This window comes from Xanthomonas sp. 3498 (genome assembly GCF_014199795.1).
Classification (GTDB): Bacteria; Pseudomonadota; Gammaproteobacteria; order Xanthomonadales; family Xanthomonadaceae; genus Xanthomonas_A; species Xanthomonas_A rydalmerensis.
The window spans coordinates 779,175-803,190 of record NZ_JACHOH010000001.1; the positions used below are offsets into that span (position 1 = coordinate 779,175).

General features: G+C 67.9%; 20 protein-coding genes and 1 pseudogene. 13 read left to right on the top strand and 8 right to left on the bottom strand.

Annotated features, from left to right (window positions below; translation table 11 throughout):
• Positions 1 to 294 precede the first annotated feature (294 nt).
• Positions 295 to 2,928: a TonB-dependent receptor gene (locus tag GGR66_RS03100; protein ID WP_184447165.1), complete on the top strand. Its 2,634-nt coding sequence runs from the start codon at positions 295 to 297 to the stop codon at positions 2,926 to 2,928.
• Positions 2,929 to 3,007: 79 nt separating this feature from the next.
• Here the strand turns inward: GGR66_RS03100 and GGR66_RS03105 are convergent.
• From GGR66_RS03105 to GGR66_RS03115, 3 genes and pseudogenes are all read right to left on the bottom strand, one after another.
• A pseudogene (locus tag GGR66_RS03105) lies at positions 3,008 to 3,613 on the bottom strand (expansin EXLX1 family cellulose-binding protein); the annotation flags it as partial.
• Between the two features lie 263 nt (positions 3,614 to 3,876).
• Positions 3,877 to 4,278, bottom strand: coding sequence for a VanZ family protein (locus tag GGR66_RS03110; RefSeq protein ID WP_160966811.1), 402 nt, complete (start codon positions 4,276 to 4,278; stop codon positions 3,877 to 3,879).
• Positions 4,278 to 5,462 carry an SAM-dependent methyltransferase gene (locus GGR66_RS03115; RefSeq protein ID WP_255421556.1) on the bottom strand — a complete coding sequence of 395 codons (1,185 nt, stop codon included), beginning with the start codon at positions 5,460 to 5,462 and terminating at the stop codon, positions 4,278 to 4,280. Before GGR66_RS03115 ends, GGR66_RS03110 begins: the two co-directional genes overlap by 1 nt.
• Before the next feature lie 54 nt (positions 5,463 to 5,516).
• Between GGR66_RS03115 and GGR66_RS03120 the strand changes: the two genes are divergently transcribed.
• A complete protein-coding gene (locus GGR66_RS03120) occupies positions 5,517 to 6,251 on the top strand; it encodes a pteridine reductase (RefSeq protein WP_184447168.1) in 735 nt (244 codons plus the stop codon).
• Positions 6,252 to 6,401: 150 nt separating this feature from the next.
• Here GGR66_RS03120 and folK read toward each other — a convergent pair whose 3' ends face one another.
• Positions 6,402 to 6,890 (bottom strand): 2-amino-4-hydroxy-6-hydroxymethyldihydropteridine diphosphokinase, encoded by a 489-nt coding sequence (gene folK / locus GGR66_RS03125; protein WP_184447169.1) that lies wholly within the window; start codon positions 6,888 to 6,890, stop codon positions 6,402 to 6,404.
• A gap of 705 nt (positions 6,891 to 7,595) precedes the next feature.
• Between folK and GGR66_RS03130 the strand changes: the two genes are divergently transcribed.
• From GGR66_RS03130 to GGR66_RS03180, 11 genes are all read left to right on the top strand, one after another.
• Positions 7,596 to 9,506 carry a methyl-accepting chemotaxis protein gene (locus tag GGR66_RS03130; protein WP_184447170.1) on the top strand — a complete coding sequence of 637 codons (1,911 nt, stop codon included), beginning with the start codon at positions 7,596 to 7,598 and terminating at the stop codon, positions 9,504 to 9,506.
• Between the two features lie 59 nt (positions 9,507 to 9,565).
• Complete coding sequence (locus GGR66_RS03135) at positions 9,566 to 11,092, top strand: chemotaxis protein CheW (protein WP_221236316.1); 1,527 nt, start codon at positions 9,566 to 9,568, stop codon at positions 11,090 to 11,092.
• Positions 11,089 to 12,135 carry a chemotaxis-specific protein-glutamate methyltransferase CheB gene (gene cheB / locus GGR66_RS03140; protein WP_184447172.1) on the top strand — a complete coding sequence of 349 codons (1,047 nt, stop codon included), beginning with the start codon at positions 11,089 to 11,091 and terminating at the stop codon, positions 12,133 to 12,135. Before GGR66_RS03135 ends, cheB begins: the two co-directional genes overlap by 4 nt.
• A gap of 13 nt (positions 12,136 to 12,148) precedes the next feature.
• Entirely contained in the window at positions 12,149 to 12,757 is a 609-nt protein-coding gene (locus tag GGR66_RS03145) for a HEAT repeat domain-containing protein (RefSeq protein WP_184447173.1), read from the top strand.
• A 1-nt stretch (position 12,758) separates the two neighbouring features.
• A complete protein-coding gene (locus tag GGR66_RS03150; protein ID WP_160966801.1) occupies positions 12,759 to 13,598 on the top strand; it encodes a protein-glutamate O-methyltransferase CheR in 840 nt (279 codons plus the stop codon).
• The gene (locus GGR66_RS03155) at positions 13,595 to 13,966 is read left to right on the top strand and encodes a response regulator (protein WP_160966800.1); all 372 of its coding nucleotides are present in this window, start codon (positions 13,595 to 13,597) and stop codon (positions 13,964 to 13,966) included. The genes GGR66_RS03150 and GGR66_RS03155 overlap by 4 nt, the downstream gene beginning before the upstream one ends.
• The gene (locus GGR66_RS03160) at positions 13,963 to 16,638 is read left to right on the top strand and encodes a chemotaxis protein CheA (protein WP_184447174.1); all 2,676 of its coding nucleotides are present in this window, start codon (positions 13,963 to 13,965) and stop codon (positions 16,636 to 16,638) included. The genes GGR66_RS03155 and GGR66_RS03160 overlap by 4 nt, the downstream gene beginning before the upstream one ends.
• Positions 16,638 to 16,874 (top strand): hypothetical protein, encoded by a 237-nt coding sequence (locus GGR66_RS03165; protein WP_184447175.1) that lies wholly within the window; start codon positions 16,638 to 16,640, stop codon positions 16,872 to 16,874. Before GGR66_RS03160 ends, GGR66_RS03165 begins: the two co-directional genes overlap by 1 nt.
• 19 nt (positions 16,875 to 16,893) lie before the next feature.
• Positions 16,894 to 17,271, top strand: coding sequence for a response regulator (locus tag GGR66_RS03170; protein ID WP_160966797.1), 378 nt, complete (start codon positions 16,894 to 16,896; stop codon positions 17,269 to 17,271).
• Between the two features lie 19 nt (positions 17,272 to 17,290).
• Entirely contained in the window at positions 17,291 to 18,436 is a 1,146-nt protein-coding gene (locus GGR66_RS03175) for a methyl-accepting chemotaxis protein (protein ID WP_184447176.1), read from the top strand.
• A 115-nt stretch (positions 18,437 to 18,551) separates the two neighbouring features.
• Positions 18,552 to 19,391: a 20S proteasome subunit A/B gene (locus tag GGR66_RS03180; RefSeq protein ID WP_160966793.1), complete on the top strand. Its 840-nt coding sequence runs from the start codon at positions 18,552 to 18,554 to the stop codon at positions 19,389 to 19,391.
• Positions 19,392 to 19,625: 234 nt separating this feature from the next.
• Here GGR66_RS03180 and GGR66_RS03185 read toward each other — a convergent pair whose 3' ends face one another.
• The 4 genes from GGR66_RS03185 to GGR66_RS03200 form a co-directional block, all read right to left on the bottom strand.
• Positions 19,626 to 21,140, bottom strand: a complete 1,515-nt coding sequence (locus tag GGR66_RS03185; RefSeq protein WP_184447177.1) for a hybrid sensor histidine kinase/response regulator — start codon at positions 21,138 to 21,140, stop codon at positions 19,626 to 19,628.
• 6 nt (positions 21,141 to 21,146) lie between these two features.
• Positions 21,147 to 21,587, bottom strand: coding sequence for a response regulator (locus tag GGR66_RS03190; protein WP_010343137.1), 441 nt, complete (start codon positions 21,585 to 21,587; stop codon positions 21,147 to 21,149).
• Positions 21,584 to 23,395, bottom strand: a complete 1,812-nt coding sequence (locus GGR66_RS03195) for an ATP-binding protein (protein WP_160966789.1) — start codon at positions 23,393 to 23,395, stop codon at positions 21,584 to 21,586. Before GGR66_RS03195 ends, GGR66_RS03190 begins: the two co-directional genes overlap by 4 nt.
• A gap of 194 nt (positions 23,396 to 23,589) precedes the next feature.
• Positions 23,590 to 23,955, bottom strand: a complete 366-nt coding sequence (locus tag GGR66_RS03200; protein WP_184447178.1) for a hypothetical protein — start codon at positions 23,953 to 23,955, stop codon at positions 23,590 to 23,592.
• Positions 23,956 to 24,016 lie beyond the last annotated feature (61 nt).

Below are 24,016 nucleotides of genomic sequence, written 5' to 3' on the forward strand. Positions count from 1 at the left end.
GGCATCTCGCTGTTGGTGCGTGGTCCGATCGACCGCCACGGGCGGCGTCGCCGTCATCCGCACCCGATTCACGCCATCCGCCCTGAACACGCCGGAGCCCTTGAGGAATGCGCGTCTGCGCGACACCGGCAGCACCCGCCGTCCTGCGCAACGCGACACGGCCTCCGCGTTCCGCATCACTCGGCACTCCAGCCCGCTTCCGCACCACAGGCAGTAAGGCAACAGGCAACTCCGGCACGCGGCCCGACGTCCGCGCAATCGCGTTGATTCATTGAATGATGAGGGAGAGACATCATGCAATATCGCCATTCCGTCTTGTCTGCGGCCATCGCCGCCAGCGTCCTCGCCTTCGCCGCGCAGGCGCAGCAGGCCGATTCCGCCGCCACCGACCTGGACGCGGTCCAGGTGGTGGGCATCCGCGCCAGCCTGGAAAAGTCGCTGGACACCAAGCGCAACAACGTCACCGTGTCCGAGGCGATCACCGCCGAGGACATCGGCAAGTTCCCCAGCACCAACGTCGCCGAAGCGTTCGCGCAGGTCCCCGGCGTCACCATCGACCGCCGCTTCGGCCAGGGCGAGCGGGTCAGCATCGACGGCACCGATCCCAGCCTCAACCTGTCGTTCCTGGACGGCCACCCGGTGGCGCAGGCGATCTGGCTGTACGGCGAGCAGCCCAACCGCGGCTTCGACTACACCCTGCTGTCGCCGCAGATCCTGGGCCGCGCGGAGATCGTCAAGTCCACCGAGGCGCGACTGACCGAGGGCAGCCTCGGCGGCACCGTGCTGATGCACAGCCGCCAGCCGCTGGACCTGAAGGCCAACGAGATCGCCGGCTCCGTGGGTTACAGCTACAGCCAGCAGGCCAGCGAGGGCAAGCCCAACGCCTCGCTGCTGTACAGCTGGAAGAATCCGCAGGAAACCTTCGGCGTCGCGGTCTCCGCGCAGCACTACGAAGAGCGCGTGGACCGCCAGGGCCTGGAGGTGTTCGGCTACGCCAAGGCCAGCACCTTCGCCAACGCCGCCGGCGTGCCCGCCGATGCCGACGTGCCCAACTCGATCAACGCCGCCTGGTTCCAGCAGGACCGCAAGCGCGACAGCGCGGTGCTGAACCTGCAGCTCAAGCCCAGCGACGCGCTGGAGTTCAACCTCAGCGGCCTGTACATCAAGGAAGACTTCGACAACTACAACCAGTCGATGTACAGCTTCCTGACCTGGAACCCGGGCACCGTGGCCGCGGTGGACGCGCTGGGCGACGTGCGCAACGGCGTGGTCAACAGCGGCCATTCCAGCGCCAACGCCAGCGCGGGCGGCGGCACGGTGATCTACGACAACAACGTGCGCCAGTCGCAGGTCACCACCAAGGGCCTGGACCTGCGCGGCGCCTACCGCGGCGAACGCTGGACCTTGCGCGGCCAGATCGGCCAGAGCAAGTCCGACAACGACCACCTGGCGCAGTATTTCATCGAGCCGTTCTACAACGGCGGCTTCCGCTGGGACCTGGACCGTGGCATCCGCTTCGACGATGCCGCGGCCGCGCGCAATCCGGCCAACTGGGGTTCGGCGGGCGGCTGGATCGGCAACAACGGCGTGTTCTCCACCCAGAGCAAGGACCGCTACGGCCAACTCGATCTGGACCTGCAGTTCGACGGCGTGTTCAACCAGTTGCTGGCCGGCGTGCGCCAGGGCAAGCACGACGAGGACTTCGCGCTCAACGTCTACGGCGGCGTCACTCCCGCCACGCTGGCCGACATCGGCACCATCGGCCTGACCGACATCCGCGGGTTCTATCCCGACCACGGCCAGCACGTGCAGGCCGGGCGCGGCAACGTGATCGACTGGATCCGCAACAGCCCGGTCGACTACGCCAATCCCGATCCGTCCAGCTACCTCAACAACACCTGGGCGCTGCAGCAGACCAACAACGCCGCCTACGTGCAGCTGAACTTCTCCAACGCCGGCCTGCGCGGCAACCTGGGCCTGCGCTACGTAAGCTCCAAGACCGAAGGCAGCGGTTTCGTCTACAGCGGCACGCCGACCCTGCAGGATCTGGACAGCAAGTGGCAGACCCGTTCGCAGACCGAGCATTTCCTGCTGCCATCGCTGAACCTGGCCTACGACACCGACAACGATTGGGTGTTCCGCTTCGGCGCCGGCAAGGTGATCGCCTGGGCGCCGTACAACCAGATGGTCAACAACACCTTCCTCAACGACACCACGCTCACCGGCAGCGGCGGCAATGCCGGGCTCTCGCCCTACGAATCGTGGAACTTCAATCTCTCGGCCGAGTACTACTTCGCGCCGCAGGCGGTGGTGGCGTGGTCGATCTTCTACAAGAAGATCGACAACTACATCGACACCTCGGCCACCATCGAGCGCCAGTACAACGCGATCCGCGACACTTCGCCGCAGACCTGGGCGCAGATGCTCGGCAGCAACGGCTGCACCGCCGACGGCTATTGCGACTACAGCATCCAGCGCCCGCGCAACGCCGGCGACGGCAAGGTCAAGGGCTTCACCCTCGCCTACCAGCAGCCGTTCGGCGAGAGCGGCTTCGGCCTGTCCGCCAACTACACCTACGCCAGCGGCGAGAACAACAGCGGCAACCCGCTGCCTTACCAGTCGCGCAACAGCGTCGCGTTCAGCCCGTACTACGAAAAGGGACCATGGAACGCGCGGATCAGCCTGAACTGGCGCGACAGCTACTTGGCCGGCGGCTACGTCGCCGGCGCCGCACCGGCCAGCGTCGACGCCTACACCGACCTGGGCGCGAGCGTGGGCTACGCGATCAATGCGCAGTGGTCGCTGCAGCTGGACGCGCAGAACCTGCTGGACGAGGAATACCTGCAGTACCTGGGCGACAAGGATCACCCGGTCGGGCGCTACCACAACGGCCGCCGCTACATGGCGACGGTGCACTTCAAGTTCTGAGCCAGCAACGCGCCTGCACCGCGGAGCCATCTCCGCGACGCAGGCGCGCGTCTACCGATAGCGCATGCGCGAACGTGCTTCAGCGCGGAAACTGCACGTGCCCGTCGGCGAAGTACACGCCCTTGTCGCCCTGGCTGGGCAGCGCGGCGAGCGTATCGGTGACCACCTGGCCGCGGATGTCGGTGAGGCGGATTTCCAGCAGTTGCGCGCCCATCTGTTCGCCGACGAAATGGTTGTACGCGGTCTTGGGCAGGCTGATCCAGTCGCCGTTCTTCTTGTATTCGAACTTCACCACCGGATAGCGGTGGTTGCGCACCTGGATCGCCGCCCAGTATTGCGAGCTGCCCTCCTTGATCCGGTACACCACGTTGCCGCTGACCGGCGCGGCCACCACCTGCCAGCGGATCGGGATGCGCCCGGCGCTGGTGTCGCCGATCGCGGCGAAGGCATTGGGCGACAGATCCAGCCCGCAGTCGGCGCCTTCCGGATACAGGTCGGTGACGTAGACGGTGACCGTGCCGCGCGGTCCCTGCACCTGCAGGTAGGCGCCGGCCAGCGCCGCCTGGATTCCGCCGTAGTTGAGCTGCGTCGGATTCAGCGCGGTGATCGTCGCGGTGGGATCGATGGGATCCAGCAGCAGGGCGCCGCCGGAATAGCCAGAGCTGGTGTAGGTGGCGGTGCCGCTGCAGACATCGTTCCAGGCCGCGCTGGCGGGTGCGGCGCTGGCGGCCAGGCACAGCGCGGCGAACAGGCCGGCGCCGCGCGCGGCACGGGGGGAGTGGCGTGCTTGCATGCGTGTTCTCCTGCACAGGCGCGCGGAGTCGCCGCGCGGCGACCGGGCAGTCTGCCCGGCGCCGGCACTCTAGGCCGCCGCGCGCCTGCCGCGCCTTGCGCGCGGCCGGGAATTCCACAACTTGGCCGACGCCGTAGACCGCGCGGCGACCTCGGTCAGCGACGGCGCAGGCTGCCGCGCTCCAGCCGCCACAGCAGATCGCGCCACGGCGTGGCCGCGGTGGCCATGCCGGCGGCCACGCCCAGGGCATCGGCCAGCGCATCCAGCGGATCGGCCGAGCGCGTGGTGGTCCAGGCGCCCTGCGCGAACTCGATGCCCACGCCCAGCGCCAGCAGGCCCAGCGCAGCCCAGGCCCAGGCGCGTGGCCCGGCATAGACCTGCACCGCCGCGGCGGCCAGCAGCAGGTAGGCAATGAAGTGCTCGGCCTTGTCGCTGTCGGGCAGGTCCGACAATTGCGGCGGGTGCGGCATCATGCACACGTAGATCAGCACCGCGATGCCCAGCCACCACAGCCCCAGCCACAACCAGGGCCAACGGAAGGCGCGCACCGCCGCCATCACAGCCGCCAGGTCAGGTCGCCGGACAGGAACGCCGGTGCCAGCGACACGTCGCGCTCGAAGCCCATCACCTGGAAGCGCTCGCCCATCTCGCTGGGCAGGGTCAGCCGCTTCACCTGCTGGCGCAGACGCAGTTGCGCGGCTTCGTCGCCGCGCGCCTCGGCCTCGGCCAGCAGCGCGTCCAGGCCGTTACCGAGCAGGAAGCTGGCCTGGTTGCAGTAGCCGGCCAGGTCGAAGCCCGCTCCGGTGCCGGCCTCGGCCAGCGCGGTGAAGTCCACCGACGCGGTCAGGTCCTGCAGGCCCGGCCAGCGGTACGGGTCGGCGTGCGTGCGGTGCCGGTAGAACGCGCGCAAGGTGCCGTCGTCGCGCTCGGGCAGATAGAACTCGCGGCGCGGATAGCCGTAGTCCACGAACAGCATCGCGCCGCTGCGCAGGCCGCCGGCCACCGCCTGGATCCAGTACGGCAACTGCGGCAGCAGCTCGGAGCGGTAGCCGTCGGCGAACGGCACCTGCAGATAGCGCTCGATGTGCCGCACCGCCGCCGCCAGCAGCGGGTCGGCCGGCTGTTCGCCGCGGCGGAAGCGGCCCTCGCCGTCCAGGGTCACGGTCTCCTCGAACACTTCGCCGTCGCGCAGCGCGAAGCGCGGCGTCGGCAAGGCATCGATCACCTCGTTGGCGAACAGCACGCCGTTCCAGTCGTCGTCGAACGGCCGGTCCAGCCACTCCACCAGGTCGAACACCGGCGGGATCAGCGTGCGCGCCAGGCGCTCGCGCTGGCGTTCGCGCAGGTCAGCACTGGGTTCCAGGATCGCGTAGCGCTCGGGCAACGCATCCAGCGCCAGCAGGCGCTTGAGCATGACCTCGGCGAAGGCGCCGCTGCCGCCGCCCACCTCCAGCATGCGTGCCTGCGGCCCCAGTTGTTGCAGCACAGGCGCCAATGCATTGGACACGGTCGCGGCGAACAGCGGCCCCAGTTCCGGCGCGGTGACGAAATCGCCGGCTTCGCCGAACTTGCTGCTGCCGGCGCTGTAGTAGCCGAGGCCGGGCGCGTACAGCGCCAGCTCCATGAAACGCGAGAAGGGAATGGCCCCGCCGGCGGCGGCGATCTCGGCGCGCACATGCGCGGCCAGGCGCTCGCTGTGGGCCAATGCGGTGGCATCGGGCAAAGGAAGGTCGGTGGGCATGCGGTGCCGGATTGCGTGGACAATGCACAGCATAGCCGAGCATGGAACCCGTACATGACCCAGACCAAAGTCGCCCTGATCACCGGCAGCGCGCGGCGCATCGGCGCCGGCATTGCCCGGTGCCTGCATGCGGCCGGCTACGACGTCGCCTTGCATGCGCACACCTCGCAGGCCGAGCTGCACGCGCTGGCGCAGGAACTGGAAACCGTGCGCACCGGCAGCACATTGACCCTGCAGGCCGATCTGCGCGACACCGCACGCCTGCCCGAGCTGGTGACGCGATGCGTGGCGCGTTTTGGCCGGCTCGATGCGCTGGTCAACAACGCCTCCAACTTCTATCCCACGCCATTGCATGACGCCACGCCAGCGCAGTGGGACGACCTGTTCGCGGTCAACGCGCGCGCCCCGCTGTTCCTGGCGCAGGCCGCGGCCCCGCAGCTGCGCCAGCATGGCGGCGCGATCGTCAACCTCACCGACCTGCACGCCGAACAGCCGCTGCGCGCGCATCCGCTGTACAGCGCGGCCAAGGCTGCCCTGGCGATGCTGACCCGCTCGCTGGCACTGGAACTGGCACCGCAGGTGCGGGTCAACGCCATCGCCCCCGGCGCGATCCTGTGGCCCGACGCCGGCAAGGACGCCGCCGCGCAACAGGCGCTGCTGGCACGCACCCCGCTCGCGCGCACCGGCCAGGTCGAGGAAATCGCCGAGGCCGTGCGCTGGCTGCTCGACGACGCCAGCTTCGTCACCGGACAGACCTTGCGGCTGGATGGGGGGCGCGGGCTGACGTGAGGCCGGGATTGGGGATTCGGGATTTGGGATTCGCTGTGAAGCAGGGATTCGGGATGTAGGGATTCGGGATTCGCTTCAGGCAGCAGCAACGGCGAGAGCGCATCGGGTATCCGCTTTTGCGAATCCCCAATCCCGAATCCCCAATCCCCACTACTCAACCAACTCCACCACCTCGAACGCCTTGCCATGCTCCGCATGCGCCTGCCACAGCGCACCAAGGCGTTGGCCGCTGACCGGGTCGACGAAGTCCGCGGCGATGTCGGCCAGCGGCTTGAGCACGAAGGCGTGGCGCAGTTCGGGGCGGGGGATGCGCAGGTGGCCGGGACCTTCGACGATGCGATCGCCGTAGAACACCACGTCGATGTCCAGGGTGCGGTCGCTGAAGCGCGGGCCGCTGCGGTCGCGGCCGTGCGCATCCTCCAACGCGTGCAGCCAGGTATCCAGCGGCGCCAGCTCCCAATCGGTCTGCAGTGCCACTGCATTGTTGAGGAACGCCGGCCCATCGAAACCGACCGCTCCGGTGCGATAGGTCGGCGACACGACGATCGCGCCGAACTGCCGGCGCAGCGCCGCGATCGCCGCGGCCAGGTGGTGATGCGGGCGCAGGTTGCTGCCCAGGCTCAGAAGCACAGTGGTCATGCACTATTCGCGCATGCCGCGGCCGCGAGCGTCAACCGGCAAGTGCGCGTGTCACTGCCATACCGCGGCTCTGCCGACTGCGCTGCCTGACGCACCAGCCCGAAGATGCAATGTGATGCGTGCTGTGCAGTTCGCCTGCAGACGGTAGAGGCGAGACCTACCCGGCCGCACCGCAGAAAGCGTCGCCGCCGTTGACCGTGTACGGCGTCGATCGTCGACGCTGTCGCCTCGGCCGCATGGCCTGCCCTGAGCGCGGGAAGGTTGAGAAGGGCGCGTAGCCCGCCCCGCCCCCGAGCGAACACGCAGGGGCCGGCGCCAAGACAGATCGCGCCAGGCGCCGCCTGTCTTGCGCAGCCATGGCGCAGGCAGGGAAGCCCCCGGTGGCGTGCGCCCCCTGTGGAGGCGCCGATGCGCTGCCGCAGGTCGCTCCCAGGACCCGCCACGCCGCAACCAGCAAAGACGACGCCGCCCGCCCTGGCAGGCCTGCGCCCCCCGGAAACAGGCACAACGGCCACCCGTCACAGCTCCTCACAAAGGCTCTAAAGGTCCCGCCATACCTGCCGATACGTGAAGGCAATGTCAAAATTCAGCCACTTTGTAGACAAGTGACGCTTTTATTTCTTAATTGTTTCGAATTTGTTCACAAATGAAAGCATCAAGAAATTTTCCCTTTTGAATCAAAGAACTCCACCCCAAGGACCCGCAATGGCACTCGTGAAGCATTCCCAGAAGCAAGCCACCAGGCCGTCCGATGGCCCGCGTGCGACCTCCACCCGCGATGCCGAAGCACAGCGCAAGCGCGCCCGCACCCTGGCCAAGCAGCAGCAGGCCGCCGAGCGCATCGCCGCGGCGACGACGCAACTGGCCTCGGGAATCAACGAGGCCGCCGCGGCGGCCGAAGAACTGAAGCGGGCCTCCGATCAGATCGCCGCCGGCGCGGAAGAGGCGAGCAGCGGCGCGCAGGAATCATTGGCCGCCTTCAAGCTGATGGACGACGCCATCGCCCGCCAGCGCCACAACGCGGACCTGAGCCAGGCGCGGGTGGAATCCACGCAGGCGCTGGTGGCACGCGCCAACACCGACATCATCAGTCTGGTCGCCAACGTCGGCTTCGTCGCGCAACGCCAGGCCGCCTCGGTGCAGCGGGTGCAGGAACTGGAGCAGCAGGCCGCCAACATCGGCGACATCGTCAAGGCGGTGGTACGCATCGCCGACCAGACCAACCTGCTGGCGCTCAACGCCGCGATCGAGGCGGCCCGTGCCGGCAAGCATGGCAAGGGCTTTGCCGTGGTCGCCGACGAGGTGCGCACGCTGGCCGAGACCTCGGAGAAGAGCGCCAAGCAGATCCAGGACCTGGTCGGACAGATCCAGCAGGAAGTGAAGGTGGTGGCCGAGGGCATCAACACCTCCGCGACCTCCATCGAAAGCGAAGTGGCCAAGGGCCGCACGATCACCGAACAGCTCGAGCAGATCCGCAAGGACGCCATCGAGGTCGCCGCCGGCGCCACCGAGATCGCCAATGGCGCGCAGCAGTCCGCCAGTGCCACCCAGCAGGCGCTGAAGGGGTCCGAGAACATCGCCGCGGCGGCCGAGGAGCAGTCGGCGGCGGCCGAGGAATCGGCCAAGACCGTGGCCGAACAGTCGCGTGCCCTGAGCGAGTGCGAGCAGACCACGCAGGCGCTGTCGGAACTGTCCGAGGACCTGAAGAGTTCCACCGATGTGGCCAAGAGCGCCGAGGAAGTGGCCTCGGCCGCCGAAGAGCTGTCCTCGGCGGTGCAGGAGATCAACCGTTCCAGCGCGCAGATCCTGACCGCGATCGACCAGATCCGCCGCGGTGCGCAGGTGCAGGCGGCCAGCGTCGAAGAAGCGGCCACGGCGGTCGCGCAGATCGAAAGCGGCCTGACGATCGCGCAGAACCGCGCGCAGACCAGCAACGAGCGCGTGATCGCGATCAAGGCGCTGATGGCGGTCAACAAGAGCGCGGTCGATACGCTCATCGCCGGCATCGGCCAGTCGGCCGAAGCCACCCGCATCAGCATCCGCCAGATCACCGAACTGGAGCTGGTGTCGCGGCGCATCGACAAGATCGTCGACGCCATCACCACCGTCTCGATCCAGACCAACATGCTGGCGGTCAACGGTGCGATCGAAGCCGCACGTGCCGGCGAGTTCGGCAAGGGCTTCGTGGTCGTGGCCACCGACATCCGCAACCTGGCCCACGATTCGGCCGAGAACGCCGACCGCATCAAGGACCTGGTGAAGGCGGTGCAGGACCAGATCGGCGTGGTCGGCCGCGACCTCAACGAGATCGTCACCACCACCTTCAACGAAGCCGAAAAGGCCAAGGTCAGCACCGCCAACCTGATCCAGATCGAGACCGACATCACCGCCGCGGAAGCCGGCATCGCCGAGGTGCTGGCCAGCGCCAACGACATCGCCACCGCGATCTCCCAGGTGCGGACCGGCATGACCCAGATCTCGGCGGCGGCGCAGCAGGCTGAAAAAGCCGCCAGCGAGTCCGCCGCCGCCGCCCAGCAGCAGTCGCAAGGCACCGAAGAACTGGCCGCCGCCATCGAGGAGATTTCCTCGCTGGCCGACGAACTGCAAAGCGCGTGAGCGCCAGCGAGGGTCTTATGAGCAACGATCCTTCTTCGCAAGCCGCAGCGGCTGCGCGAATGGACGACGACGCGTCGGACGCCGAGGGCGCCAGCACGTCCAGCGGGCGCCTGTTCGTCACCTTCCTGGTCGGCAGCGACGTCTTCGCGGTGGACATGGCGCCGGTGCAGGAAATCATCCGCGTCCCGGACATGGTCCGCGTGCCGCTGGCGCCGCCGGCGCTGGACGGCCTGGCCAACCTGCGCGGCCGGGTGTTGCCGATCATCAGCCTGGCGCGCGTGTTCGGTCTACCCGAACGCCCGGCCGACGACAGTTCGCGTGCGGTGGTGATCGACCTGGGGCAACCGCTGGGCTTCGTGGTCGACCGCGTCGCCAGCGTGGTGGAGGTGCAGCCGGATTGCATCCAGGACATCGGCGAGATCAGCGCCACCGTCAACAGCGAGCTGCTGTCGGGCCTGCTCAAGGACGTGGGTGGGCACCAGATGGTGATGGTGCTGGATTTCGCCCGCCTGATCGCCAGCCAGTTCGGCACCATCGGCGCGCTGGTCCGGCATGCCGGCAGCGCCGGCTTCGTCGAGGACGCGCGCGACGAGGAAGACGACGCCAACAACGATCAACTGCAGTTGGTCAGCTTCGAGGTCGCCGGGCAGGAATACGCCATCGGCATCGAGCAGGTGCAGGAAATCGTGCAGGTCCCGGAACACCTGGTGCAGGTCCCGCACTCGCAGCAGCACGTGCTTGGCGTGATGACGCTGCGCCAGCGGCTGCTGCCACTGGTGTCGCTGCGCAGCCTGTTCGGCCTGCCCAGGCAGGGCGTCAACGAACGCAGCCGCATCGTGGTGATCAACAGCGGGCACCTGTCCGTCGGCGTGGTGATGGACAGCGTCAAGGAAGTCCTGCGCGTGCACCGGAGCGCGGTGGACCAGGTCCCGGCGCTGCTGGCGCGCGGCGGCGACATGGCCGAGATCAGCCAGATCTGTCGCCTGGACCAGGGACAGCGCCTGGTGTCGATCATCGAAGCGAGCAAGTTGTTCGACCACTCGAAGATAAAGGAAGCCCTGCACATGGATCTTTCCCGCCAGAACGACGCCGCCGACGAACTGCTCGACGAGGAAATCGACGACGAAGAGCAGGTGGTGGTGTTCCACCTGGACGCGGAAGAGTTCGCCGTGCCGATCGCCAGCGTGCAGGAAATCGTGCGCGTGCCGGCGGAACTGACCCGGGTCCCGCGGACGCCGGCCTTCGTCGAAGGCGTGATCAACCTGCGCGGCGCCGTGCTGCCGGTGATCGACCAGCGCCGGCGGCTGGGCCTGGCCCGCGTGGACCGTGACGACCGGCAGCGGATCATGGTGTTCCTGCTCGGCGGCGTGCGCACCGGCTTCATCGTCGATGCCGTCACCGAAGTGCTGAAGCTGCCGCGCCAGGCGATCGAACCGGCGCCGCAGCTGAGCGAGGAGCAGGCCAACCTGATCACCCGCGTCGCCAACCTGGAGAAGCAGCGCCGCCTGATCCTGCTGATCGAGCCGGAGCGGCTGCTGCCGCACAGCGACCTGCAAGCGCTGGAGCAACTGAGCGAGGCGGCGTGATCAAGCTGCTCATCGTCGACGACTCGGCGCTGATGCGGCGCAAGTTGTCCACCCTGTTCGAGCAGGCCGGCGGCTTCGAGATCCGCCTGGCGCGCAACGGCAGGGAAGCGGTCGAGGAAAACCGTGCGTTCCTGCCGGACGTGGTGACGCTGGACATCAATATGCCGGAAATGGACGGACTTACCGCCCTGTCGCTGGTGATGGCCGAGCGCCCCACGCCGGTGGTGATGCTCTCCTCGCTGACGGTGAAAAGCGCGCTGGCCACCTTCGAGGCATTCGCGCTGGGTGCGGTGGACTGCGTCGCCAAGCCGGACGGCACCATTTCGCTGCACCTGGAGCGGATCGAAGAAGAACTGCTGAGCAAGGTCAAGCAGGCCGCGCGCGCGCGGCCGCGGACAGCGCGCGCCACGCCGGCGTCCAAGCCGAAAGCGGCGATGCCGGTGCCCAAGCCGGCCGCCGCACCGCGGCGCGAAGGCGGCCTGGTGCTGATCGGGGTGTCCACCGGCGGGCCGCGCACGCTGGAAGACATCCTGCCGCTGCTGCCGGCGGACTTCCCCTGGCCGGTGCTGATCGCACAGCACATGCCGGCGGCGTTCACCGGGCTGTTCGCGCAACGCCTGGACCGCATCTGCGCACTGCAGGTACACGAAGTGGCCGAACCGATGCCGCTGGTGCCCGGCAACGTCTATATCGCCCGCGGCGGTGGCGATGTAGTGGTGAGCAAGCGCCGCGACCAGCGCGTGGCCCTGCCGCAGCCGGCGCATCCGCAGCACCTGTGGCATCCATCGGTGGAACTGCTCGCGCGCTCAGCCCTGCAGCACTACCCGGCGCGCGAACTGGTCGCGGTGATGCTCACCGGCATGGGCCACGACGGCGCCGAGGCGTTCGCCGAGATCCATCGCGGCGGCGGCCGCACGGTCGCCGAATCGGAGGAGTCGGCCGTCGTGTTCGGGATGCCGGAACGGCTGATCCAGCAAGGCGGCGCCGATCGGGTGTTGCCGGCCAACCGGATCGCCAAGCAACTCGTCGAATGGCTTCACTAACAGGATTCCCCCGATGCCGCTGATTCCTTCCCGCGCCGCCCCCCCCACCGACAGCGGAACCGACTACGCCGACCTGCTGGCGCAACTCGCTGCCGACTCGGCAGCACAGCGCCGTACTGCCGCCCGTGGATTGCAGGCGCACCCCGATGCCGCCGCAGCGCTGGTCGCGCAGTTGCAGAACGAGAGCAGCCCCAGCGTGCGCGAAGCGATCCTGCTGACGCTGGCACACCTGCGCGATTCGGTTGCGCTGCAGGGCCTGGTGGACTGCCTGCGCAGCGAAGACGCCGCGCTGCGCAACGAAGCCATCGCGGCGATGCAGCAGTTGCCGGAGGAAGTGGCGCCGCTAATGAGCCAATTGCTGACCGACCCCGATTCGGACGTGCGCATCTTCGCGGTGAACATCCTCGAATCCTTGCGCCATCCGGAGATCGAGGAGTGGCTGCTGCAGGTCATCGAGCAGGACGCGCACAGCAACGTCTGCGCCACCGCGGTCGACCTGCTCGGCGAAGTCGGCAGCGCGCGCGCGCGCGGGCCGCTGCAGCGGCTGAAGCAACGCTTTCCGGACGACCCGTTCATCCGCTTCGCGGCCGACCTCGCCCTGCAACGCCTGGAAGCCCCGTGACATGAGCATGTCGCTGAGCGACGCGGACTTCCACAAGTTCCGCGAATTCTTCTACCGCAAGACCGGCATCCGCTTCGACGACAGCAAGCGCTACTTCGTCGACAAGCGCCTGCTGGACCGTATCCGCGATACCGACAGCGGCGATTTCCGCAACTATTTCGTGACCCTGCGCTTCGAAGCCTCCGGGCAGGAGTTGCAGACGCTGACCAACCTGATGACGGTCAACGAGACCTACTTCTTCCGCGAGGAGTATCAGTTCCGCTGCCTGGTCCGGTCGCTGATGGAGGAGATCGTCGCGCGCAAGACCGATCGCAAGCCGATCCGGATCTGGTCGCTGCCGTCCTCGTCCGGCGAGGAGCCCTACTCCATCGCGCTGTACCTGCTCGAGTACTGGAACCGCATCAACGACTGGGACGTGGAAATCATCGCATCGGACATCGACACCGCGATCCTGCGCCAGGCGCAGCAGGGCCTGTTCAGCGCGCGCTCCATCCAGCATCTGCCCCCCAGCGTCCTGCAGCGGTATTTCGAGAAACAGGCCGACGGCTTCCAGCTCTGCGACGACGTGCGCGATGCGGTCCGCTTCACCCGCGTCAACCTGATGGATGCGGACGACGTGCGCGGCCACGACAGCTTCGACGTGGTGTTCTGCCGCAACCTGCTGATCTATTTCGACGACCTGTCGCGACGCCGGGCCGCGGAGACCTTCTACGAGGCGCTGGTGCCGGGCGGCTTCGTCTGCCTGGGGCATTCGGAGTCGATGAGCCGCATCTCGTCCTTGTTCCGCGTTCGCAAGTTCCCCGAAGCGATCGTCTACCAGAAGCCCTTGGAGGACCGGTGAAACGCATCCTGATCATCGACGACGCCGCGACCGTGCGGCTGTATCACCGCAGCATTCTGGAAAGCGCCGGGCACGGCGTGGAAGAAGCGATCAACGGCATCGAGGCGCTGGAGAAGGCCTTGTGCGCGCCCTACGACCTCTACCTGGTCGACGTCAACATGCCCAAGCTCGACGGCTACGGCTTCCTGCGCGAACTGCGCGACCAACCGATTCCGCAGGCGCCGGCGCTGATGATCTCCACCGAGTCCGATCCGATCGACGAGCGCAAGGCCTACGCCGCGGGCGCCAACTTCTATCTGGTCAAGCCGGCCAAGCCGGAAGAACTGCTGATCTATGCCGGCCTGCTGCTCGGGGAGATCGCCGCGTGAATCCCCTGCTCGCCCAGTTCATCGCCGAGTCGCGCGACCTGCTGCAATCGATCGGCCAACATCTGATCGAGATGGAGCTGGCGCCGGACGACGACGCCCTGATGAACGAACTGTTCCGCATGGTGCATACCCTCAAGGGCAACAGCGGCCTGTTCGAACTGCCCGGCATGACCTGGCTGCTGCACGCGGCCGAGGATCTGATGGATGCGGTGCGCCACGGGCGCGTGGCCTACTCGCGCGACCTCGCCGATACGCTGCTCGAGGCGATGGACGAGGTCGCGGCGCAACTGGACCTGCTCGAAGAAGGCGCCGAACGCATCGCCGAGTCCGCGGCCACCCGGCAGCTGGCGGCGGGGCTGCGGGCACTGATGGCCACCGACACCGCCCACGCCCGGGTGACGACGGCGCACGACGCGCCACACGTGCAGGGCGCACAGGACACCGAGCCGAGCGTCGATGCGCAGCTTCAGGCCGAACTGCAGCAGATGCCCGAAACGCTGCGCATGCAGCTGTTCCGCGAGGCCTGCGCCGGCGCGACGCTGCACTGGGTGGTGTACCAGCCCGAACCGGATTGCTTCTTCAAGGGCGAGGATCCGCTGCACCTGATGCGGCAGATCCCGGACACGCACTGGACGCGCGTGCAGCCGCTGGCGCCCTGGGCGCCGCCGACCGAACTGGACATCTATCGCTGCCAGGTGGTGTTCCATGCGCTCAGCAGCGCCAGCGCCGAGGCGTTGGACCACCTGTTCCGCTATGTCACCGAGCAAGTCGTGCGGCACCCGGTGCCGGCAGCGGCGCTGGTCGTGGCGCAGGGACAGCCTGGCGCCTGGGCCGACGATGCGGCATTCCAGCAGGACGCGCTGGCGGTGCTGGAGGGCGGCGACCTGTCCGCGTTGCGCCAGCACGTGCAGGCACGCCTGGAGCAGTGTCCGGAAACCTCGTGCAGCGCCTCGGCGTTGCGCTGGCTGGACCTGCTGCTGGACTGCGCCGTGCCCGATGTGGCGCTGTTGCGGCGGGTGCTGCAGCAAGACGATGCGGTCGCGCAGAGCGCGGCCGCCGCCATCGCCCTGTCGCCGGCGCAGCAGATCGCCTTGCGCAACCTGATCCAGGCGCAACGCCAGATCCTGGGCCAGGCCGATCCGCTGTCGCCGGGCAGTCTGCTCGGCGTCGGCGCGACGCTGTCGGCCTGCTGCGCCGCCAGCGGCCAGACCGCACTGCAGCCAGCGCTGACCGATGCCCTGGACATGAGCCTGGTCAGCCACTCGGCACAGCCGCTGCTGGAGTGGCTGGAGTGCCATGCCCGGCAGTTGCCCACAGCCGCCGCGGCGACGCAACCCGACACGCCACCCGCTGTGGACGCAACGCCCGTCGTCACCCGCGACGCGACGCCCGCGCTGCCTGCAACGACGACGCAACCCGCCGATACGATCGCCGCGCCAACGGCGCCATCATCGGGTGCCGACGCCGGCGCACGGCGCAGCGAAGAAGGCGGCCAGGGCTCGCGCATCCTGAAAGTCGACCAGGCCCGCATCGATCGGCTGATGGACCTGATCGGCGAGATCGTGGTCGCCAAGAACGGGCTGCCCTATCTGGCATCGCGTGCCGAGGAGCACTACCGCGTGCGCGAACTCGGCCGCGAGATCAAGGCGCAGTACGCGGTCATCAACCGGATCGCCGAGGAGTTGCAGGACGCGATCATGCAGGTGCGCATGCTGCCGCTGTCGTTCATCTTCCAGCGCTTTCCGCGCCTGGTGCGCGACATCTCGCGCAAGCTGGGCAAGGAGGTGGAACTGGTGATCGAGGGCGAAGACACCGAGGCCGACAAGAACATCGTCGAAGCGCTGGCCGATCCGTTGATCCACATCCTGCGCAACAGCCTCGATCATGGACTGGAAACGCCCGAGCAGCGTCGCGCCGCCGGCAAGCCGGCGGTCGGGCGCCTGTTGATCCGCGCCCAGCAGGAAGCCGACCGCGTGCTCATCGAGATCAGCGACGACGGCCGCGGCATCGACCCGCACGTCATCAAGCGCAAGGCGTATGCCAAGGGCCTGATCAGCGAAGCGGCGCTGGACAACCTCAGCGACGTGGACGCGCAACGGCTGATCTTCACACCGGGCTTTTCCACCGCCGAGACGGTGTCCGACCTGTCGGGCCGCGGCGTGGGCATGGACGCGGTGCGCTCGGCGATCGAGAAGGTCAACGGCAGCATCGGCCTGGACAGCACCCCGGGCAAGGGCACGCGCCTGCGCCTGACGCTGCCACTGTCGATGGCGGTCAGCAACGTGATGGTGATCGAGACCGCCGGACAGATCTTCGGTATCCCCATGGACCAGGTCGTGGAGACCGTGCGCGTGCCGCAGTCGTCGGTGCGCACCATCAAGCAACAGCGCACCGCCACGCTGCGCGACCGCATCGTGCCGTTGGTGGCCCTCAACGACCTGCTGGCGCTGGACGCGCCGCCACGCCCGAACGCCGATGACGCGCTGGCCACCCTGGTGGTGCGCGTGGAAGGCGAACACGTCGGCATCCTCGTCGACGAATTCCGCGCCACCACCGACATCATCCTCAAGCCGATGAGCGGCGTGCTTGCCGGACTCGGCGGCTACGCCGGCTCGGCCCTGCTCGGCGACGGCTCGGTGCTGATGGTCCTCAATCCCAAGGAGCTGCTCTGATGCCCATCGCGTATCGCAAGCGCTCCGCCACCCTGGCCGGCGTGGTCAGCGTGGAAGACGCCGAAACGCTGCTGGCGTGGCTGCAGGCCAACCGCAATGCCAAGCTCAATTGCGCCGACTGCGAACACCTGCATACCGCGGTGCTGCAGGCGTTGATGGCGACGCAGGCCGGCGTGTCCGCCTGGCCCAAGGACTGCCAATTGCGGCAATGGCTGCATTCCGCCCTCCATCCCTGATTCAAGGAACCCCCACCCAATGTCCAAATCCATCCTCCTTGTCGACGATTCAGCCACGATGCTCATGAGTCTGCGCAGCAGCCTGGAGCTCTCCGGCGGATTGACCGTGGAGACCGCCAGCGACGGCGTGCAGGCGCTCAAGCGCCTGCGCAGCGGGCCGCGCCCGGACCTGATCATCACCGATATCAACATGCCCAACATGGACGGCCTGGAACTGATCCGCCAGGCACGCCAACTGCCTGGCTTGCGCTTCACGCCGCTGCTGGTACTTAGCACGGAAAGCCAGCAGACTCGGCGTGACGAAGCCAAGACCCTGGGCGCGACCGGCTGGCTGGTCAAGCCGGTCGCCCCCACCGAGCTTCTGCAGGTGATCAAACAGGTGCTGCCCGGCGCATAGCCGAAAGGACGCTTCTCCCATGCTAGCCCCCGCTTCCTCTCCCGATCCGCTGGCGCGCTTCCGACGGCACGTGCTGTGCGGCCTCGCCGTGCTGGTGCCCTGGCAATGGCTTGGCTGCTGGCTCCTGCTCGGCCATGCCAGCGGCCGTCCGCTGCTGCAGGCCACGCTCGCCGCCGGCATCGCCGTGCTCGGCGCCGCCGTACTGGCGCTGTGGCTGTTCCGGCTGCCCTTCGCAGGCTGGCGCGAACTGAAAGCGAGCGCGTCGCAAGGCCGCGTGTTGGCGCACAACCAGCGCGTCGACGCCGAGGCCGGGGCGAAACTGGATGTGGCGATGCACGAGCGCCTGCAGGACGTGATCCAGGAAACCGAGCATTCGGCCTTGAACATCCTTCGCAAGCTGGAGTCGCTGCGCAAGCATTCCGATGAACTGCTGCAATACCTGCACAACTCGGCGCACAACAACGTGAGCCTGCAGGACGATATCGTCGCCAGCACCAAGCTGATCGAGGAAACCGGCGAATTTCTTCTGGCGCTGCCGCAAATGCTGTCCAACGAGTACGCCAATGTGCATCGGCTGGTGGACGAGATCGGCGCGCTCGGCGATCTGGTCAAACTGGTGCGCGAAATCAGTGCGCAGACCAACCTGCTCGCGCTCAACGCGTCGATCGAGGCGGCCCGGGCCGGCGAAGCCGGGCGCGGCTTCGCGGTCGTCGCCGAGGAGGTCCGCAACCTCGCCAACCGCTCGGCCAACGCGGCGCAGTTGGTGCAGAAGAACATCGAGCAGGCACAACGCCTGGCGATGGACAGCTTCGCCCTGGAAAGCCAGCTGAAGGAAAGCGTGCCGCTGCGCAACGCCTGCAAGCTGGCGAGCACCGTCGCGGAACTGCGGGCCAGCTATGTCGACCTGCGGTCGTTCCACAACACCCTGACCGCCAACGCCACAACGCACAACCAGGAGCTGGCCAACGGCATCGTCGATCTGCTGGGCGACATCCAGTACCAGGATGTGGTCCGGCAGCGGTTGGAGCGCATCCAGACGGTGCTGCAGCAGCGCAGCAGCGGCGACGTCGGCGACCCCAGCGCCCTGGTCGCGCAGTACCTCAGCCAGGACGGCCACCACGCGCGCTACGGCCAGGCCGGGGTGCAACGCATCGAGCTGTTCTGATGGATGTACAGGGCGCCCTGAGCCCGCTCCGGGCCGCCCGGTTGCCGCCAGCAACGGTAGCCAAGTCAGAGCCACCCCGCATAGAATCGGGACGTACCTGGTTTTTGGCAGCGCCATGACATATTGCGTCGGCATCGAAGTGGACGAAGGCCTGGTCTTCGCCGCTGACACGCGTACCAACGCCTCGCTGGACGACGTCCGCGTGCACCGCAAGCTGCACGTGTTCGAGTATCCGGGCCAGGCGGTGTTCGCCCTGATGTCGGCCGGCAACCTGGCGACCACGCAACTGACCCTCTCGCGCCTGCAGCGCGACGCCGACGATCCCGACGCGCCGCGCAGCCTGCGCACCTTCCGGCATCTGTTCGAGGTCGCCGAGTACGTCGGCGAAGTGCTGGCGTCCAGCCAGATCAAGCTCTCCGAGCAGTCGCAGAACAGCGGCGTCAACGTGCAGTCGACGCTGATCCTGGGCGGGCAGATCGCCGGCGAACGACCCGGGCTGTACATGATCTATCCGCTCGGCAACGCCATCGCCACCTCGCCGGAGACGCCGTATCTGCAGATCGGCGAATCCAAGTACGGCAAGCCGATCCTGGACCGCATCATCCGCTCGGAGATGCAACTGGAAGACGCCGCGCGCACTGCGCTGGTGTCGCTGGACTCGACGATCCGTTCCAACCTGTCGGTGGGCATGCCGATCGACGTGGCGCTGATCCGCCGCAACGACCTGCGCGTCACCGAGCGCATGCGCCTGGAAGCCGACACCCCGCTGTACGCCGAGATCCACGACACCTGGTCGCGCAAGCTGGAAAACGCCGTGCGCACCCTGCCGCGCTTCCCCTGGGAACCGGCGCTGGCCGCCGACCACGACGACACCGCCCGCGACACCCTGCCGCCCCTGCCCCCGCGCCGCGCCCCGGCCCGCCGCGACCCGGAAGACCAGTCGGCGCAGCAGTGAAGAGCCGGGATTGGGGAGTTGGGATTGGGGATTGGCTGTGAAGCGGGGATTCGGGATTTAGGGATTAGGGATTCGTTTCAGGCAACAGCAACGGCGAGGCCAGCGTCATCGCGGAAATCGCAGCGAGGTTCAAACAGGCGCTATCAGACCAGCGCAACCCGCTTCTGCGAACCCCCAATCCCAACTCCCGAATCCCCGCTTCACAACGAATCCCCAATCCCCAATCCCGGCTCCTCAACCGCTTTCAAGGGCATGCGCCACCGCACGGAACACGCGCTGCATTTCCAGCGGCTTGCGCAGGACGTGCACGGCGATGTCGGCGGGGAAGTGGTCGCGTTCCAGGTGGGTGCCGGTGTCCTCGAGCACGATCGCCGGGCCCTGGTAGCCCAGGTCCTGCAGCGCCAGCAGCAGGCGCACCGCCGACAGCAGGATGATGTCGCTGTCGACGATCATCAGATCCGGCAGGCCATGCTCCTCGACGTCGCGCAGCGCGGCGGCGCCGTCGGACGCCAGTTGCGGACGATAGCCCTGGCTGGACAGCGCATTGCCGAGCAGCGACAGCCGCGTGGCCTCGCCGTCGACCAGCAGCACGCGCTGGCCCTTGCCCATCGGCAACGACAACTCCGGTTCGGCCGATGGCGCCGTCGCGCGCAGCGGCATCAGCATTTCGAAGCAGGTGCCCTCGCCCGGCGTGCTGTCCACGCCGATCTGGCCGCCGTAGCTCTCGACGATGCGCTTGCAGGAGATCAGGCCCAGGCCGGTGCCGTCCGGCTTGGTGGTGAAGAACGGGCTGAATAGCCGCGCCTGAGTCTCCGCGTCCATGCCGATGCCGCTGTCGCGGACCAGGATGCGCACCTGCTCGCTGCCGTCGGCGCCGATCGCCGGCGTCGCCGACAAGCTCAGCTGGCCGCCGTCGGGCATCGCCTGGATCGCGTTGAGGCCGAGGTTGAGCAGGCACTGCTGCAGCTCGGTGTAGTTGGCCTCGATCGACAGTGTCGGATCGGCCACGTCCACCTTCAGCGTCACCCGCTCCGGCAGGCTGCTCTTGAGCAGCATCTGCACCGCCTGGAACAGCTCGGCCAGGCGCACCGGCTCGCTGGGCGTACGCGAGCCGCGCACGAACGACAGCATCGACTCGGCCATCTCATGACCGCGCCGGCCGCACTCGGCGATGACGTCGGCCAGATGCCGCAGTTGCGGATCGTCGCTGCGACCGACGATCAGTTCCGGCACGATCAGCAGCGGCTGCAGGATGTTGCGCAGGTCGTGACTGAGACCGGCGGCGAGCAGGGCCAGGCTCTCGAGCCGCTGCGCGCGCATCAGTTCGCGCTCCACCCGCTGCCGCTCGCGTTCGGTGCGGGCCTCGCGGATCGCGCGCGCCACCGCCGACGGCAGACGCGTGGGGTTGTGCTTGATGATGTAGTCGTTGGCGCCGTCGCGCAGCGCCTCGACCGCGGTCTCCTCGCCGATGGTGCCGGAGACGAAGATGAAGGGCACCGCGTTGCCGTCCTCGCGCACCACCCGCAGCGCCTCGTGCCCGGAGAAACCGGGCATGCTCAGGTCCGACAGCACGATGTCCGGGGCGAACTCGCCGAGCGCCTCGCGCAGCGCCGGCTCGCTTTCCACGCGGCGGAACACCGCCTCCAGGCCGGCCTCCAGCAGCTGATCGGACAGCAGCTCGGCATCCTCCGGCGAATCCTCCACCATGAGGATCCGGATCGGGCCAAGCCTGGGGCCGGTGGTGGGCATGCGCGCTTACTCTTTGTCCGGCGCCTGGTTGATCAGCGCCCAGAAGGTCCCCAGGGTCTTCACCGCGGTGAAGAACTGGTCCACGTCCACCGGCTTGACCACATACGCATTCACGCCCAGGTCCCAACTGCGGGCCAGGTCGCTTTCCTCGCGCGAGGACGACAGGATCACCACCGGCAAGCGCTTGAGCGACTCCTCGCTGCGCACCAGCTTGAGCACTTCCAGGCCATCCATGCGCGGCATCTTGATGTCCAGCAGCAGCACCGCCGGCAGGCCTTCCTCGCGGTCGGCGTAGGCGCCGCGGCGCAGCAGGTAGTCCATCGCCTCCACACCGTCCTCGACGTGCACGATGGGATTGGCCAGGCGCGCGTCGCGCAACGCATCCACCGCCATTTCGGCGTCGGCGGGACTGTCTTCGGCAAGCAGGATGGTGCGGATGGCGGTCATGCGATGAACTCGGTAGTGGGCGCTTCGGGCGCCGGAGGCAGGACGAAATGGAAGGTGGCGCCCTGTTCGGGGGCGGACTCGGCCCAGATATGGCCGCCATGGCGGGTCAGCACGCGACGCACGCTGGCCAGGCCGATGCCGGTACCGGAATACTCGCTGGCCTTGTGCAGGCGCTGGAACACGCCGAACAGCTTGGCCGCGTAGGTCATGTCGAAGCCGGCGCCATTATCGCGCACGCTGAAGTGATGGCTGCCGTCCGGCTGCACCTGATAGTCGACCTGGATCTGCGCGACCTCGCGCTTGGCGCTGTACTTGACCGCATTGCCGAGCAGGTTCAGCCACAGCTGCCGCATCATGTTCTCGTCGGCGACCAGGATCGGCAACGGCGCGATGGTCCACTCGATGCGGTGGCCGCTGTCGCCGTGGTCGGACTGGTAGTTGGCGTCGAGCACCGAGCGCGTCTCCGCCACCAGCGACTGCATGTCCACCGCCTGCAGGCGCAGCGCGCTGCGGCCCAGGCGCGAGTACACCAGCAGGTCGTCGATCAGCGAGGCCATGCGCCGCGCCGAAGTGCCGATCACCTCCAGGTAGTGCCGGCTCTTCTCGTCGGCGCCGTCGCCCAGGTGGCGGGCCAGCTTGTCGGCGAAGCCGGCGACGTGGCGCAACGGCGCGCGCAGGTCGTGCGAGACCGAGTAGCTGAACGCCTCCAGTTCGCGGTTGACTTCCGACACCTGCTCGACCTTGCCCTCCAGCTGCCGGTTCAGCTCCTGGATGCGCTGCTGCGCGGTTTTCTGCAGGGTGATGTCGCTGACCGTCATCAAGACCACTTCGTCCTCGCTGTCCGGCAGCGGCATGCGCCGCGCATTCAGCAGCATGGTCCTTGGTACGCCGTCGGCGCCGACTTGTTCGTGCTCGAAATCCCACAATTCGCGTCCGCGCAACAGCACGTCGGCCAATCGCTGCACGATCACCGGATCTTGCCAGACGCCGTCGCCGACGTCGGCGAGCAGCTTCGGCGGATCCGCCAGGTCCATGCCGTACAGTTCGGCGAAGGCGGTGTTGTGCATCAGCATCCGCTGCCCATTGTCCAGGAGCACGATCGGCTCGCGCACGGTCTGCAGCACCGCCGCGGCGCGGCCGTTGGCGCGCAGCATGTGGCGCTCGGCGTCCAGGCGCCGGCCGATCTGCCGTTGCAGCAGCCAGATCACCAGGCCCAGCAGCAGGAGCTGCACCACCAGCGAGGTCCAGCTCATCATCGAGGCGAGCATCCGACGCTGCTCGGCGTCGGCGGTGCGCTCGCTCAGCAGTTCGTCCTCGCGCCGCTGCAGCTCGGCGATCAAGCCGCGCACCGGATTGTCGGCGGTCATGTCCTGGATCAGCGCGCGGATCCGCTCCGGATCGCGCGCCTGGGCGATGCGCTCGGCCAGCAGGGCGCGCCGTTCCAGCGTGCTCTGCAGGCGGCCGATGCGGATCTGCTGGTCGGGATTGTCGCGGGTCAGTTCGGCCAGGTGGGCCATGGTCGGCTGCAACGACGCGCGCGCCTCCTTGAAGCGCGCGGTCAGGATCGGCGACTGCACGCCATGCGACATCGCCATCGCCGCCGACTCCATGTCGCGCATGTCCGCTTCCATCGCGTTCAGCGTGGCGGTCACCTCCTGGCTGTGGCCGACCCAGTCGGCAGCGCGCAGGGTGCTGGCATTCATTTGCCGCAGCAGCAGCGAGGGCAGGATGACGATCAGGACGACGGCCAGGGCCAGCAGCGGCAGGCGCCAGCGGTCCCAAGCATCGTGTTTGGCGATGGTCTGCATAGCGGTGCGTTAGAAGAAGGAACGGCTGCGGCCATCGCGGGCGCGCATTGTCGCCCATCTTCCCCGGCAGCAGATAAATTGTTCAGCGAGCGCGCGATACCCCGATCGCGCCAGCGGCGTGGACGCTATCCCAGCCAGTACGCACGGCGGTACCGGCGGCAGGCCGCCGCCGAAGCGCCACCCGCGCGCGCCGCTCAGGGCTGGCGCGCCAGTGTAGGGGCGGCGCCGTGGGTGCCGGCCAGCGTCCAGGCCGGCATGCCGGCGCGTACCAGCAGGAAATCGGCGTGGCCACGCAGGCGGCGGCGCTCGGACTGGCTCAGGCCCTGATCCAGTTCCTGCATCAGCGTCGTGAACGCCGGCCAGAAACCGGCATCATCATGGAAAGTCGTCAACAACATGCTCAACTGCACTTCGAGCCTGCGCACCGCGGACAGCAGCGGCGACGTCTGCGTGTCACGGCTGGACAGCGCAGCGCCCAGCGCTTCGGCAGCCGAAGCCGCATACCCCGCGGCCGGGTGGGGTTGGGTGTCCAACATTGCGCGCGATCCGTTGACGAACATGAAGGCATGATGTCTGAGCGGGTGTCAAAACGGCGCGAAATGCGATGCAGGTCGCGAATTT

Coding starts and splice junctions, on each gene's coding strand:
- GGR66_RS03100 (WP_184447165.1), top strand. CDS start 295: ATGCAATATCGCCATTCCGTCTTGTCTGCGGCCATCGCCGCCAGCGTC.
- GGR66_RS03110 (WP_160966811.1), bottom strand. CDS start 4,278: ATGGCGGCGGTGCGCGCCTTCCGTTGGCCCTGGTTGTGGCTGGGGCTG.
- GGR66_RS03115 (WP_255421556.1), bottom strand. CDS start 5,462: ATGCCCACCGACCTTCCTTTGCCCGATGCCACCGCATTGGCCCACAGC.
- GGR66_RS03120 (WP_184447168.1), top strand. CDS start 5,517: ATGACCCAGACCAAAGTCGCCCTGATCACCGGCAGCGCGCGGCGCATC.
- folK (WP_184447169.1), bottom strand. CDS start 6,890: ATGACCACTGTGCTTCTGAGCCTGGGCAGCAACCTGCGCCCGCATCAC.
- GGR66_RS03130 (WP_184447170.1), top strand. CDS start 7,596: ATGGCACTCGTGAAGCATTCCCAGAAGCAAGCCACCAGGCCGTCCGAT.
- GGR66_RS03135 (WP_221236316.1), top strand. CDS start 9,566: ATGGACGACGACGCGTCGGACGCCGAGGGCGCCAGCACGTCCAGCGGG.
- GGR66_RS03145 (WP_184447173.1), top strand. CDS start 12,149: ATGCCGCTGATTCCTTCCCGCGCCGCCCCCCCCACCGACAGCGGAACC.
- GGR66_RS03150 (WP_160966801.1), top strand. CDS start 12,759: ATGAGCATGTCGCTGAGCGACGCGGACTTCCACAAGTTCCGCGAATTC.
- GGR66_RS03165 (WP_184447175.1), top strand. CDS start 16,638: ATGCCCATCGCGTATCGCAAGCGCTCCGCCACCCTGGCCGGCGTGGTC.
- GGR66_RS03170 (WP_160966797.1), top strand. CDS start 16,894: ATGTCCAAATCCATCCTCCTTGTCGACGATTCAGCCACGATGCTCATG.
- GGR66_RS03175 (WP_184447176.1), top strand. CDS start 17,291: ATGCTAGCCCCCGCTTCCTCTCCCGATCCGCTGGCGCGCTTCCGACGG.
- GGR66_RS03180 (WP_160966793.1), top strand. CDS start 18,552: ATGACATATTGCGTCGGCATCGAAGTGGACGAAGGCCTGGTCTTCGCC.
- GGR66_RS03185 (WP_184447177.1), bottom strand. CDS start 21,140: ATGCCCACCACCGGCCCCAGGCTTGGCCCGATCCGGATCCTCATGGTG.
- GGR66_RS03190 (WP_010343137.1), bottom strand. CDS start 21,587: ATGACCGCCATCCGCACCATCCTGCTTGCCGAAGACAGTCCCGCCGAC.
- GGR66_RS03195 (WP_160966789.1), bottom strand. CDS start 23,395: ATGCAGACCATCGCCAAACACGATGCTTGGGACCGCTGGCGCCTGCCG.
- GGR66_RS03200 (WP_184447178.1), bottom strand. CDS start 23,955: ATGTTCGTCAACGGATCGCGCGCAATGTTGGACACCCAACCCCACCCG.